Genomic DNA, 12,572 nt, shown 5'->3' on the forward strand with positions numbered 1-12,572 from the left:
AGCTTCCGACGGGTGTCGCGTTACGGCGGGCCCAGGTGTCTCTTTCCTGGACACCGCCTGTGTCGGATGTCACATCCAGTAGGCGGACACGAGGCGGGGGCTGAACTCCATGCGCAGGTGACACTCTACGAGCGGTAGGCATCCAAGCGGTTGATTTGGACGCTGCCTGTTGACCTGCCATACGTGAAGTGTGCCGCGGATGCCGGAACTGCTCTGCATCCAGGTACGAGGACCGTCAACTTCGTAGGCAGATGCGGCCGGTGCCTCCAGAGGCTTTCGCCGCCGCGATCGGAACCTGTCTCGGCAGCGTTGGTTGGGGGCGGTGGCCGCCACCGGCACTTGGATCAGCAGTCGGAGTCACGACCAAGCGTGATGCTTTGGATGACGGCGGCCATGCCGAGCTTGCCGCCCACCTGGGTATCCAGACGGCCGTTGGACACTATGGGGCATTCGCGTGCCGGGGTCTCAGCTTCTCGCCGAGGCGGGCCGGGAGCGGCGGTGGCTTGCGACGCGCTCCCGTGTCGCACAGCGACCTGAACAGTACCGGCGAGGTGCTCCACTGCCGCCTGCGACAAAAACGTTGGTGCAGCGCGAGGATGCGCACACGCCACCGGGGGGACGCTGACGGTCCCAGATGAGGACGGCCATAGCCATACAGGAGGAGGCAAGGAACCACTCCGACCACGGCGCCTCGTCGTCGCCGTCGAGATGGATGTGCCACGGAGTGCGTCCACCATGCGAGGTGAGACGTGCCGGGCCGGATCCCTCCGCTAGGAGCCGGTTCAGGCGGGTCGCAGCCTCCGCTACATCGGGGGTGGTGAATACGTCCCGCAAGGAACCAGCAACGACGCGCATCTGCTTCACGTCCTCGCGTGACACTTCCAGCGGGTCGGCCTCGCCGTGTTCGCGCAGTACAGCCGCGACATCCTCCGGCGTGGACTTCTCTGCAGCCAGGACATTGACGAGTGCAGCGGCACGCTGAGCGGTCTGCAAGACGGAGTGGCGGGTGTACCAGTCGCCCCTGGCGTCCCCGCCGTCCTCGGGCCTGTCTTGGAGCTGCTTCTTCGGAGGCACGGTGGACAGCGTAACGCCTATGGGAAGATCCAGCGTTACCGTGTAACGTAAAATCTATGTCGACACGTTACAGACTGCCGCTCTACATTGCCGGGGCCGCAGCTGCGCGCACCGGCGATGAGATGTCGGGTCCGGCTCTGCTCCTGGTGGGCATAGCAGTCACCAACTCTGCCTCGGTGGGGTCGGCGCTCCTGTCAGGGATCATGATTTCGGCGGCGGTCGGCGGACCCGTCTTCGGAGCCATGCTCGACAGGTCGGCAACGCCAGGGCGGCTGCTGACCGGGGCCCTGGCCGTCTACTCTGCAGTTCTTTTAGTGATCTTGCTGAGTTTGGGGCACCTTCCGCTGCCTGTGGTCATCGCGACCGCCGTGTTCGGCGGGCTCCTCGGTCCCGCCCTGGCTGGCGGGTGGACCTCGCAGCTTCCCCTGCTGGTGGAGTCCGAGAGGCTGCCGCGGGCCAACGCGCTCGACGCCATGACATACAACCTTGCGAGCTTGGCGGGCCCGGCCCTCGCCGGAGCGATCGCCATCCTTGCTGGTGCCCATGCTGGCGTCGTTGCGGCTGTCGCGCTGATCGTACTCGCGCTGCCGGCCGCGTGGACGCTACCCAAGAACCCTGCGGCGTCCCGTCAGGGCCCGGAGACATCGGTTGTCACTGACTTGGCCTCCGGCTTCATTGCCATCGTGCGCGCCAGGCTCCTGGCCCGCGCCACGGTCACATCCGTGATCTCGTACATCGGTGTCGGCATGCTCGTCACGTGCAGTCCTCTCCTTGGTGAGAAAGCGCTGGGCACGACGAACTCCGGTACTTTCCTTCTGGCTGCTCTTGCTGCCGCCTCTCTTGCCGCGAACGCCCTGGTAGCGAAGCGCCCTGACTCGCTGCGTCCTGATACCGCCGTGCTTGGCAGCACACTGGTGCTCGCTGCCGCGCTTCTTCTCGCTGCCACGGTTTCGCCAGTGCCCCTCTTTTTGGCGATGGTGCTCGCCGGAGCGGGAGCGGGGCCGCAGTTGACCGCACTGTTCGCAGTGCGTCACCGCGAGGCGCCGGAGCGGCTGCGCGGCCAGATCTTCACCACGGGCGCGAGTCTGAAGATCACTGGCTATGCCGTCGGGGCGGGTATCGGCGGGCCGATCGCCACCTGGTCCCTCTCCGGCTCGCTCATCGTGGCCGCTGGCTTCGAGATCCTTGCCGCGGTGACCTTCGTAATCTTCACAGCGGCCAGTCGCGGGCAAGGAACACGGCGGCCGAAAGGCACAGCATCGCCGCAGGAGCAGAGAGCGGGCGTCCTATCGGGCGAGCGTGTCGATCAATCCTCGGATGAGCGGGGTGACGACCTCGGGAGCTTCTAGATGCAGGAAGTGGCCAACGCCTGCGACAGGTACGAGGCTGAGCCGGGTGCCATAGCGACGACGCACTTGCGGCGACAGGGTAGCGGCAGCGCACATGGCAGTCACCGGAACCGCCGTGTGCGCCAGGGCCTCCCGCATGTCCCACGAGAGAATCGAGCGGTATAGGTCCAAACCGAAACGGGCGTCGAGAGCCGAACACGTGGCAGCCAGCTCGTCACGGGGCAGGCGGTCACGGGCGGAGATGAAGCCGTCGAGCATGCGCACTGCTGCGGCGCCGAAGTCCCCGCAGCGTCTGAAGTCTTCGACCAGCGGTTCCAAGAGCTTGGCTACTGCGGCTTCATCCTGCTTCTCGTACACCCCTAAGTGGACAAGCCCGTCAAGAGAGATGACGTGTGCGACACGCCCTGGCTGTTGACGCGCGACTTCGATGGCCACCGCGGCACCGAGCGAATGCCCAACGACCACGATGGGCCCGCTCGGCACGCGGGTCTTCATCAGCGTGACGACGGAGCCAGCCAGCGCCTCGACAGTCGGAGGCTCGGCCAGCAGATCCGCAGGGCTGTCCCCGTGCCCCGGCAAATCTAGGTCTATGGTGCGGTAGCACCGGGACAGCAACGGCAGTTGATGTTTCCACTGGCGTCGTGAGCATGACCATCCGTGCACCAGCAAGACGGTGATGGGGCTGCCCGTGCTCGGCCCGCTGTCGCCGTGAGCGAGCAGCCTGTTCCGCGGTGCGGGGGCGCCCATGGGCGTCTGGGGATTTGCGCGTACATGCACGTGCGTCACACCCACGTGCCCACGGGGCCGGCGTGGCCATCGGGTACGTCTTGCAGACGCGCGACGACAGCTTCCGCCTTGGCAGTGAGCGGCTTGACGCTTAGCACCTGCGGAATTGCCTCTGTACCCCGGGTGAGCTTGGCATGGTCGCCGCCCACTCCGTATTCCAGGTGCTGCGTGTCGGGGTCTGAGCAGGCGAAGGCGATGGGCAGGCGGTAGACGACTACCGAGTATGTGTGCAGCCTTTCGCCTACCCCATAGTCGAAGCCGCAGTGAAATCCGTACATGCGGCCTTCGTAGTGCACCCACATGCTCATGGCGAAGAGCCGACTGTCGAGCTCGGCTGTGAAGACGGAGGTTCGTGTGTTCGCGGCGATGACGGAGAACCACCCGGCCATCTGCTCGAAGGTGGACTTCTGGCCGTACTTGAGCTCGAGGTTGTGCGCGAGCTGTGCCAGCTTCTCAACGTTGGAGTCGTCCATGAGTTCGTGCGCGGTCTTCACACCCGCCTCGTTGAACCGTTTGAGCTCTCGGCGTATCTGGTTCCTCGTCTTCTTTCTCAGGACGTGGTCGAAGTACTCGTCATAGCTGGGGTAGTCGCTGTGGAACACATGCCGGTTCGGTGCCGGTATCTCCACGAACCCAGCATCGCGAAGGTCGGCGCGCAGCTCCGTCCGAGTGGCATCAAGGTAGGGGTAGACGATGGTAGCGCTGCCCCAGTCGCGTCCCACAGCGATACTCTCGGCGATGAGCGCTCGCCGAGCTGTCTGGGCCTCTTCGCGCGGCGTGCCGGGTAGGTCCAGAATCCGGGAGTTGAACCAGCCGCCGCACATCAGTGACGGCAGCAGGGTGTCCTCGAGCTCTTTCTGGGTCAGATCGCTCCACGCTGCATGCGAGTGCATCATCCTGTCCGCTCGCACGATGACGTCGTCGACCGTCATGTCGAACTGCTGCAGAGTCATCCCCGCGATTATGCGCCCGCCTTCTGTCAGTGCGAGGCAGCCGTTTCCAGCGGGGACCCATGGACCGGATCCTGTGCGCTCGATCGCCAGCCATGTGGGATGGGCGAAGAGGTCCGCCGAGCCGCACAGTCCGGCCCAGTCCTGTGACTGCTGCGCTTCGGCCAGGGAAAGAAGCTGGATATTGCTCACTCTTACTCCCGGGATCATCGGCTGTTCACTTGGTCTGTGCAGCGCCCACGTCTGACAGGGGGTCGCCGGACTAGTGTTTGGGCGGTCCCGCGGCGACTATGGCTTGCGCCTCATCAAGCGTGGCGAGGTCGGGCATCGCCTCCAACCACCAGGTCGCGCCCCCTCTCCTCGTAGTCATCCAAGTCACCTTGTGGGACGGGGGCGTCGGGCCCCTTGGTACGCCCCGTCACCACAATGTCGTAGCCGGGGGGAGACGGCTGGGACGGGAAGGTGAGCCGAATGGCCCGGGACAAGTCCTCAGGACTGAGGGGATGGGCGTTGTCCCAGGGCATCCGCACAGGGAACAGACCATCGTGGCTGGCGGCTCGTCGGAAGGGGCGCCGTGGCTGCCGTACGCTTCGTTCCGCCGACCTGCGGCCACCGCCGCCGGCGGATGGTCCGGTGGCGGCCCGCTCCGCGTCGGGATCGTCGTACTGGATGGCGCCCGCTACCCAGATGGGCGGCGTGGGTAGGGGCGCAGGGAGGAAGGCGGGAGCGTCAACTTCTCGCGCGTGAAGGGAGGCTGGCTGCCCCTCGGTCGGTTTTCTCCACTGCACGGGCTTGCCTTCCCAGAACAGCTTCAGGAGTTCCAGACCGTCGTCGAGTGCTGCGGCACGTTCGGCCGACGTGGATAGCTCCCAGGTGGAGAAGTCGTACTCGGGTGGCCTGCCGAGTCCCACGCCGACGACGAGCCGCCCCTGGGACAATTCTTGGAGGGCGGCTGTCTCCCGGGCGACCTTCCAGGGGCGGCGGCGCGCCAGAGGTGTGACGAGCGCGCCGATATGCCGGAGGCCGTCCGGTGCGGTCGCTGCCGCGATCGAGGCCAGTGCGATCTGGGGGTCCACTACCGGGATGTCGTCTGCGACGAAGAGATGGTCCCAGATGAAGAAGCCTTCCCATCCTGCTTGCTCGGCGTGTTGGGCGAGGCGGGTGAGGGCGGCGACCGAGCCATAGTTCCAGCAGTTGGGTACATAGATGCCGTACTTCACGCCTACCTCCTCAGCCGGTCGGATGGTGAGCTTCGTCGGGAGTCACTGGGAGCCCAGGTTGTGCGTGGCAGGACCCGCCGCCTTCCTCGGGACGTGGTGAGCGTGGCAGGTCGAGGCTTGGGTTCCGGTCGAAGAACCCAACGGGTTTGAGAGTGAAGCCGGTGTACTCCACTGGCATGACCGGCCATTCTTCGGGGCGGGGTATGTGTGTGGTGCCGAATGTGTGCCAGAGCACTACGTCTTCGTCGGCCAACGACCGATCTTTAGCCTGCCATGCCGGCAGACCAGACCCTCCGGCGTGCTGGTTGGGGTAGTCGCCTGCGGCGTAGCGTTCTGCCGGGTCGTACTTGGTGACCCACAGGTGCTTGGTCGCGAAGGCGGCGCGTCGGGCGAGTGGGGAGTCCGGTTGGGCGAGCAGTACCGGTACTTGATTCGGCACCAGTTTGTAGGCGACAGGCTGGCCCAGTCTGTTACGGGAGTCGGAGTTGATCACCTTCCAGATGCGCGACACGGATGCCTCAGCCATACGGGCCCCCTCGGACTCGCGTCGCAGGACCGTACTGGCAGTGGTGAAGGCGTTCCCGTGTGGATTTCCCTCACCCATGGGGAGGGGCACGACATCCACTTCCTCGACGGTGTTGCGCACACCGTCGACCATCATGTCCAAGCGCATGTTGAACAGGTGCTGGTGGTAGGGGGCAACGACGCCCGGCGCCACGGGAGTGGCGTGCGGGTTGTTTGTTCCTTCGTGTTGTGCATTTGCGAAGAGAATGCCGGTGAGCTTGGCTTCGAACTGGATGGTGCCGTCCTGGTAGAGATACCAGAAGAAGCCGTAGTCGTAGTTGCCGATCGCCGTGAACGTTGACAGGACGAGCCGTCGTGAGCGCCGTGTCTCGCTGACCCCGGTGAAGTAGTCGGTGTGCTTCCAGAGGACGCCATAGTCTTCTTCGTGCATGCACACAACGTTCGGGGCGGTGTAGGGACGTCCGTAGTCATCCGACATCACGGCGTCGAAGTAGTGGATGACACCGAGACAGTCGCAGCCGAGCGCCAGTGAGGTGGCGACCCGCCCCAGAAGGTCCTCACCCTCGTCGAAGTAGGTGACCCAGTACCGAGCTGGGTGCGGATCGGCGTAGGGGACGGCCAACTCGGCCATGGAGGCCCGGTAGATGATGGGCCGGTCTCGCTCACCCTCTCGGTAGGTGAGTTGGTGGAGCACCAGCCCTTCACGCTGGTCAAAACCGACCCGGAAGTGCCAGTTCTGCCATGACACGCAGCGGCCGTCGACCTGGAAGCTCGGTCCCTCTGGTTGTGTGATCTCCAACGGTTTGAGGGTTGTTCGCGGCGGGCCCCAGTCACCTTCACGGAAGTTGCCATGCTCCCGCGGCAACGGTGCGCTGCCGTAGTCATAGAGCTCGATGACGCGCCGCTCCACGAGATCGACGCTGGCGACGAGTCCTTCGACAGGATGTGCCCAGGGGCTGTCCTGCTCGTGCTCGCGCCAGAAGGTCAAAGCGCGCAGTACCCGGCGTCCCGTCTCGCCGGCATGGCCGAAGTTGCCCGGTGGTAAGCACAGGATCACGCACAGGTCGGTGTCATGAATTCCGCGGGACGCCATGGCGGCCTTCCAGCGGGGGTCGGACCTGACGGCGTCCGTGACTGTTTGCCCCTCTTCCATGACCAGGGGCGGCTGCCCGTAGGGATGATGCGCAGTGTCGACGGGCGTCCAGGAGAGCAACTCCCGTTGTGTTACCGAGACGACTGCCTCGTGCACGGAGCCGGTGGCCGTGTCGATCAAAACCGCGTCGATAGTGCGCTCTACCGGGTCGCCGGGAAGATGGGAGAGCACGTCCGACTTGGGCGGCTCCCGAAGCTGCATGACGGTGAAGCGGGTGGTCTCGCTGACTTTGCCGGCATCGACCAGGACATCCCGGGCGGCTGTGATCTCCGCCGCCGTGACCGGATCCAGAGGGTGGGAGACCTGCTGGTTAGACGGTTCGGACGTTGGGGGCGTCGAATCAGTCAACACGTATGACTACTCCAGGTTCGGGCGCGTCCGGCTGGACGCGGCTCGCGTATACGTCATCGCAAGCCTGGTGGGCAGTTCAATTCTGGACACAGCGAAGAAGGCTACTCTTGGCCGTATACGGATGGTGGCTGAAACTAGGTTGACCAGCAAGCTATCTGGGTGTGGCCCGAGATGTCCTACGGATTTCTGCACGACATCGAGGTCCTGGGACGGCGGATCGGCGAGCCGTGGCAGGCCCTGCAACCCGCCAAGTTCCTGGATGACCGCCACCAGGTGCATCCGGTAGCCGGGGCTGCTGTCGCGGATCACGACGCCGTGCTTGTCCCGTACCTTCTTGCGAAGTTCCAGGTAGGCAGCACAGTGCTGCTGCGTTACCTCCGTGAGATTGTCCACGCCCTGTTCGGTGAGCCAGTTGAGCCAGCCCGTCAGCATGGTCAGCCGCCCGTGCACTGTGGCTATCTGCACGGGTATTCGGAAGGCGTGGGCAAGTTCCCGTACTGCTGGGTGGTCCGGTGCGAGCCTCGCGAAGATGAACTCCTTCGCGAGGTCCCTCCACTGGGGATTGAGGATCTCGGTGAAGGACAGGATCCGCGCGTAGCGTGCAAGGTACCGCGGCATCCCGATGACGCCGGTGAAGTCCCAGATTGCGTCGTCGAAGTGAGGATGTGGGCCCGAGCCGTGGACTGGGACCGGCCGCGGCGCACACGTCTTCACCTCGAAAGACGGAAGGTGAAAAGGCAGCCGCGAGGCTGGTGGGCCGGTGCAGGGTGGTCATACGGTGTGCTCCTCAGGTCGCAGGGGAAGCTCGGCGTCGGAGTCGGTAACCTCGGCAGCGGCTATCCGTAGCGCGTGCTCGGAGAAGTACCGGTCGGGGGTCAGGATCTCGTCGAGACGGTGGGCGAACGGGCCGAAGACGGAGATGAACTCGGCAGTGGTCATCTGCTGCCACTGGCGGGAGAAGAACGCCCGTAGTCGCAGCAGGCTCGGCAGATGGCGGGGGGCGAACAAGGCCAGCGGGCACAGCAGGCACACCCACGGGCGTGCCGGACAGGGCTTGCCCTTCGGCCCGTGGAGCCCCGACAGCTGATCTCCACATGCCGCGGTGAATACGTCGCGTTCCCCGGACAGGAGCTGCGCCAAGGCGTTGTCATCCAGGCCGAGCCGCTTCATGTGCTCGGGATAGTTCTCCACCAGGTCGGCCACTTCAGCGGCGGCCAGCACCAGGGGCGGCATCGCCCGGCGGACGAGGTCCTGCTGCGCCTGGGCGATGATGTCCTCCGCCGCTTCGCGCTGAGCCGGCGTCGTGTTCGTCAGGTAGTGGTCCCCCTCGACGCCGGGGGACCGGTTCGGATCCAGCGTGGACCGGCGGCTGCCGCGCCAGTGCGTCCGGTCTTTCAGCGCATCGTGGGTAGTGCGGATGCGGTGCAGGTGAAGGGCCAGGGGCAGACCGTCGTCACCAGTCATCTGCGTGGGACGCCCGTCCTCGTCGACGGCTTGGCGCCGCTCCACCCAGGCGCATATGGACAGGCGCGTCGCCGGCTTGGCCAGCCATCGCTCCCCCGACCATGTGCCGCTCGGCGTGAAACGCACCCAGAGTTCGGAGCGCAGTTCCTCGGGCGCGAAGCGGCGGGCCACCGACGAGTGATCGAGCCACTGTTCCAGCAGGCGAGTGGCCCGACGTGACAGAGCAAGGCTCTCCGCCGCCGTGCGGCCCTTGACGTAGCTGAGGAGGATCTTCTCGTCACCCGCCCACTCGATGTCGGTAAGTCCCAGTTCCGCGATCCCGTCCGGCACGACCCCGGTGTAGGCGCCGAACAGCAGCTGATAGGCGATGACCACATCCAGGGTCGGGATCAGCGGATCCAGCACCGCGCGAAGACCGACCCCGTATCTCTGCCGGAAGGGGGAGGAGCCGCAGTCTGCCATCTCGCTGACGAGCGGGTTGGGCCCGTCGTGAAGCACCAGCCAGTGATGGGCAGTGCGCTCGCGGAGCGAAGCCCCTGGACCGTCAGCTGACGAAGCCTGCTCACGGGCCGCGCAGAACGCGCGGAAGGCGCCATTGACCTCGTCCCGGCAGGTACGGATGAGCCGAGCCCATTCGGCCTCGCTGTACGGCTGGTGCGAGCCGTACCGCTCGCCCGTGTTGAACAGCCGGCCATCGACGAACGCGCGCACATCCGGCGCCAAAATCTGGGCCTGGTCATCCGCGCAACGCAACATCGCCCGCAGCGCGCTCTCCTGGGAGGAACGCACCCCTTGCCGCCAGTACCGGGCGAGGAGCGCGCGCGTCAGGTCGGAGACACCGCCGGAGAACCCGAACTCGACCAGCCAGTCGGTAAAGCCGCGGACGGCCGTGAGGTAGAGCTCGAAGCCTCCCGCACTGTCGACCTGCCCGTGCGGATGGACAAGATCCGTAGCGCCTTCCAGCAGAGTGCGTGCCAGCCCCGGGAGCTCCACTGGCCGCTGCACGCGCAGGCGGCGGCGGTACTCCGATCCGTCGCTGAAGATGCAGTGCACCCCCAGCGGGTCAGGGGTGACGGTGGCCGGCATCAGACCACCGCCGGTTCGTCGTCGAACTCAGTCTCGAGCTCCAGCTCGGCCTCCCCGTCTAGCAGACCGTACTCCCTGCCGACCCGCCGATACAGGGATGTGAACAGGCGGAGCACGTCCAAGCGGTGGAGGTACGCTTCCGTGGTCAGGGAACTGGTATGTCCGAGCAGATCCCGCAGAATCAGCAGCGGTTCCTGGGTCCGCAGATAGTGCGCCAGGGCGGCATCGTCATCGGTGTCGCGGACCTGCCGAGCAGCCTGCTCGTACCAGCCGCGCATCAGCCGCGCCATGGTCGCCATCGCCATGGTGTGACGCAGCCGGTGCGGATTGACGTGCGGGAAACGCGGCTCGTAACGCTCGCGGATGCGATCGGAGGTCCTGGCGAAGACCGTGGCCCATCCGGTGAACGGACGTCCCTGGCCCCACACCGACAGCAGCATCGAACCCCCCTCCGGGGCGACCAGACGCCGCCGCTCGTCAGGGCCGAGCGAACTCCATTGCACACGAACCCCGTTGACGCGTCCGCCCCGCTGGTCGGCGTCCGTCACGAACAGCGGCTCTCCCCAGCGGGCTGGCGGGCGCCACGACGATCCGAACGTCGCCGCTGCCCGGTCGAGGGCGATGTATGAGTGCAGCTCAGCCAGCGAGTCGTAATCGATCCACGATTCGCGGTACTTGCTTCCCTTGGTGACCCCGGAAGGGACCGGGAAGGAGACCGGCACCGCAGTCCGCCGCGAGGGAAGCAGGGGTACCTCGCAGACCAGCAGGTACGTGTACTCCTGGCTGCGTAGTCCGCTGGCGACGATCATCCGGCCGACCGCCGAGTTCCGGGCCAACTCCCGTCCTCGGTAGCGCATATCGCGCTCCCCGTCAGGATCCAACCCCGCCAACGCCTTGAGAAAGATGTCCGTGAAGTCGTCGTCGAGATACTTGATCGTCACATGAGGCTTGGCCTGGCGCCGCCGTGACTGGTTGACCCGCCCGCGACGGACTTGCCCCTTGAAGGCCCAGACCGCCTGCCGGTACGTGAACGGCTCGGAGTCTGCGTACTCCTCATCCTTCGCCCACTTGTAGAACCCCGCCAGAATCCCCATGTTCTGGTTCCACGTGGACGCCTCGAAGCGATGCTTGATGGGTCCCTGCGCTCGATAGACGGAGTACGCGCCCAACACCGCCTTCAGACGACGCCGCGTGTCGAACAGGGCGACTCCGTGCTCGGATATGAACTCCAGCCACTCACGCACCGTACGCACGTAGTAGGGCCACGAATTTGGCGATGGGCATCCATTCGCTGGCAGCTCGCAGGCCCAGCAGTTGATCACGGTAGTGGGACGGACGCCGTTGCTGTCTTCGAAGAGAAGGTCGTCGTCGAACAGCAACGGCATCCCCTCCGGGATCGCCGGCCTGAACGCAAGTCCCCAGGACTCCCAGCCCGCTGATGAGTACGTCGATTGGTGCATGGCCGATGAGTACCAATGCAACCCAGCTGAGTGCAACAAACAAACGAGCAGGTCAGGTGGTACCTCAGACGGTAAGCGACACCGTCGTTAAGCGAGAACAAGCCGCTGATACGCCCGGTAGGTCTTGCGCTCCACCCGGTTCACCCCGTCCCCGAGCCCGAGCAGGACCTCGTCGACCGCACCCGCCAACTCGCGCATCGCCGCGCCCTGGACATCAGCCGCCGACTGGGCAACCGCCTGGCGCCGTGCCCGGCGGGCCACCTGCACGCCGCCGCTCACGGAGGCCACGGTCTCAAGCCCGAGCAGGTCCCTGCCGAAGAGTCGGTAGCGAACCAGGTCGATCGACCTCCGGTGCTCGCGCACGGCATGCACGTCGTAGCGGGTGAAGTCGCCGGCGATGCAGATCAGGCGTGGTCCGCTCCACAGGACCTGGGACGCGGCCGTCACCCCGAGCCGGTCGCGGACCAGGTGCTCGAACTCCGCCCGGTGGTCCATCAGCCAGGCCAGGTAGAACAGGCCCTGGTTGATGACGCCGGCGTCCGTGGCGCGCTTGTACTCGATGATGACCGGCGATCCGTTCTCGTCCAGCCCGAGCGAGTCGATCCGGCCCCCGTGGGCGGGCCCCGTGCTGTACTCGCTCGCCAGGAACCGGACGCCCAGCAGCGTCTCCATGTGCGCCTCGACAAGGCCCTGCACATCGGCCTCGATCTCAGCAAGACGCGGCATGACCTCCGTCATGCCGCTGTTCGTCGTGTCCGTGCGGAACAGCTTCAGGCCCGACACCTTCCCCTCCTCGGCTCGAAGATCACCAACGCCGACGGGGTGCGGCATTGTTTCAGCGAAAGCCTTCGGGGGCGTGAAGATAGTGTGAGACCCTACGTACTGCCCGATCCGGGAGCGCTCGCGTCCCCCGGTCACCGGGAATCCGCGATTCCCCCATGTGTCCCCCGCGACCCGGGGGACAGATTCCGGAAGCTGCGTTTACGCAGGTCAGCCCCCGTAGCTCAGTGGATAGAGCACGTGCCTTCTAAGCGCCTGCTCTACAAACCCGAGCGTGACTGTCGTTGCTGATACCGGCAGTGACATTGGCTAGGGACGAAGCATGCAGTCGGCATCACGTTGACGTCTCCAAACCCTGCGGCGTGCGTGGCTCC

At 65.6% G+C, this 12,572-nt stretch carries 9 protein-coding genes and 1 pseudogene; 1 reads left to right on the plus strand and 9 read right to left on the minus strand.

Translation table 11 applies throughout. The features are described from left to right. Positions 1–465: 465 nt before the first annotated feature. Positions 466–1,074, minus strand: a complete 609-nt coding sequence (locus tag QC283_RS15820) for a CGNR zinc finger domain-containing protein (RefSeq protein WP_210964592.1) — start codon at positions 1,072–1,074, stop codon at positions 466–468. 56 nt (positions 1,075–1,130) lie between these two features. Here QC283_RS15820 and QC283_RS15825 point away from each other — a divergent pair, with 56 nt between their 5' ends. Continuing rightward, positions 1,131–2,423 (plus strand): MFS transporter, encoded by a 1,293-nt coding sequence (locus tag QC283_RS15825; RefSeq protein ID WP_269959785.1) that lies wholly within the window; start codon positions 1,131–1,133, stop codon positions 2,421–2,423. Here QC283_RS15825 and QC283_RS15830 read toward each other — a convergent pair. The 8 genes and pseudogenes from QC283_RS15830 to QC283_RS15865 all read right to left on the minus strand — a co-directional run. Beyond that, the gene (locus QC283_RS15830; protein WP_279562141.1) at positions 2,361–3,170 is read right to left on the minus strand and encodes an alpha/beta fold hydrolase; all 810 of its coding nucleotides are present in this window, start codon (positions 3,168–3,170) and stop codon (positions 2,361–2,363) included. The two genes, QC283_RS15825 and QC283_RS15830, sit on opposite strands and share 63 nt — an antisense overlap. 35 nt (positions 3,171–3,205) lie before the next feature. Continuing rightward, entirely contained in the window at positions 3,206–4,351 is a 1,146-nt protein-coding gene (locus QC283_RS15835) for a GNAT family N-acetyltransferase (RefSeq protein ID WP_279562142.1), read from the minus strand. A 113-nt stretch (positions 4,352–4,464) separates the two neighbouring features. Then, positions 4,465–5,379: an LLM class flavin-dependent oxidoreductase gene (locus QC283_RS15840; RefSeq protein ID WP_279562143.1), complete on the minus strand. Its 915-nt coding sequence runs from the start codon at positions 5,377–5,379 to the stop codon at positions 4,465–4,467. Positions 5,380–5,389: 10 nt separating this feature from the next. Then, the gene (locus QC283_RS15845; RefSeq protein ID WP_279562144.1) at positions 5,390–7,408 is read right to left on the minus strand and encodes a primary-amine oxidase; all 2,019 of its coding nucleotides are present in this window, start codon (positions 7,406–7,408) and stop codon (positions 5,390–5,392) included. Positions 7,409–7,414: 6 nt separating this feature from the next. Beyond that, positions 7,415–8,122 (minus strand): hypothetical protein, encoded by a 708-nt coding sequence (locus tag QC283_RS15850; protein ID WP_279562145.1) that lies wholly within the window; start codon positions 8,120–8,122, stop codon positions 7,415–7,417. A 57-nt stretch (positions 8,123–8,179) separates the two neighbouring features. Continuing rightward, positions 8,180–9,958, minus strand: a complete 1,779-nt coding sequence (locus tag QC283_RS15855; RefSeq protein WP_279562146.1) for a hypothetical protein — start codon at positions 9,956–9,958, stop codon at positions 8,180–8,182. Further along, positions 9,958–11,343: a site-specific integrase gene (locus tag QC283_RS15860; protein WP_279562147.1), complete on the minus strand. Its 1,386-nt coding sequence runs from the start codon at positions 11,341–11,343 to the stop codon at positions 9,958–9,960. Before QC283_RS15860 ends, QC283_RS15855 begins: the two co-directional genes overlap by 1 nt. Before the next feature lie 174 nt (positions 11,344–11,517). Further along, positions 11,518–12,201 (minus strand): annotated as a pseudogene (locus tag QC283_RS15865) (DUF5655 domain-containing protein); the annotation flags it as partial. Positions 12,202–12,572 lie beyond the last annotated feature (371 nt).

This window comes from Streptomyces sp. DH41 (assembly GCF_029813785.1).
In the GTDB taxonomy this organism is placed as follows: Bacteria; Actinomycetota; Actinomycetes; order Streptomycetales; family Streptomycetaceae; genus Streptomyces.

Bases quoted from the DNA above. Each gene is read 5' to 3' on its own strand.
- QC283_RS15825 (WP_269959785.1), top strand. From the start codon at position 1,131: ATGTCGACACGTTACAGACTGCCGCTCTACATTGCCGGGGCCGCAGCT.
- QC283_RS15830 (WP_279562141.1), bottom strand. From the start codon at position 3,170: ATGGGCGCCCCCGCACCGCGGAACAGGCTGCTCGCTCACGGCGACAGC.
- QC283_RS15855 (WP_279562146.1), bottom strand. From the start codon at position 9,958: ATGCCGGCCACCGTCACCCCTGACCCGCTGGGGGTGCACTGCATCTTC.
- QC283_RS15860 (WP_279562147.1), bottom strand. From the start codon at position 11,343: ATGCCGTTGCTGTTCGACGACGACCTTCTCTTCGAAGACAGCAACGGC.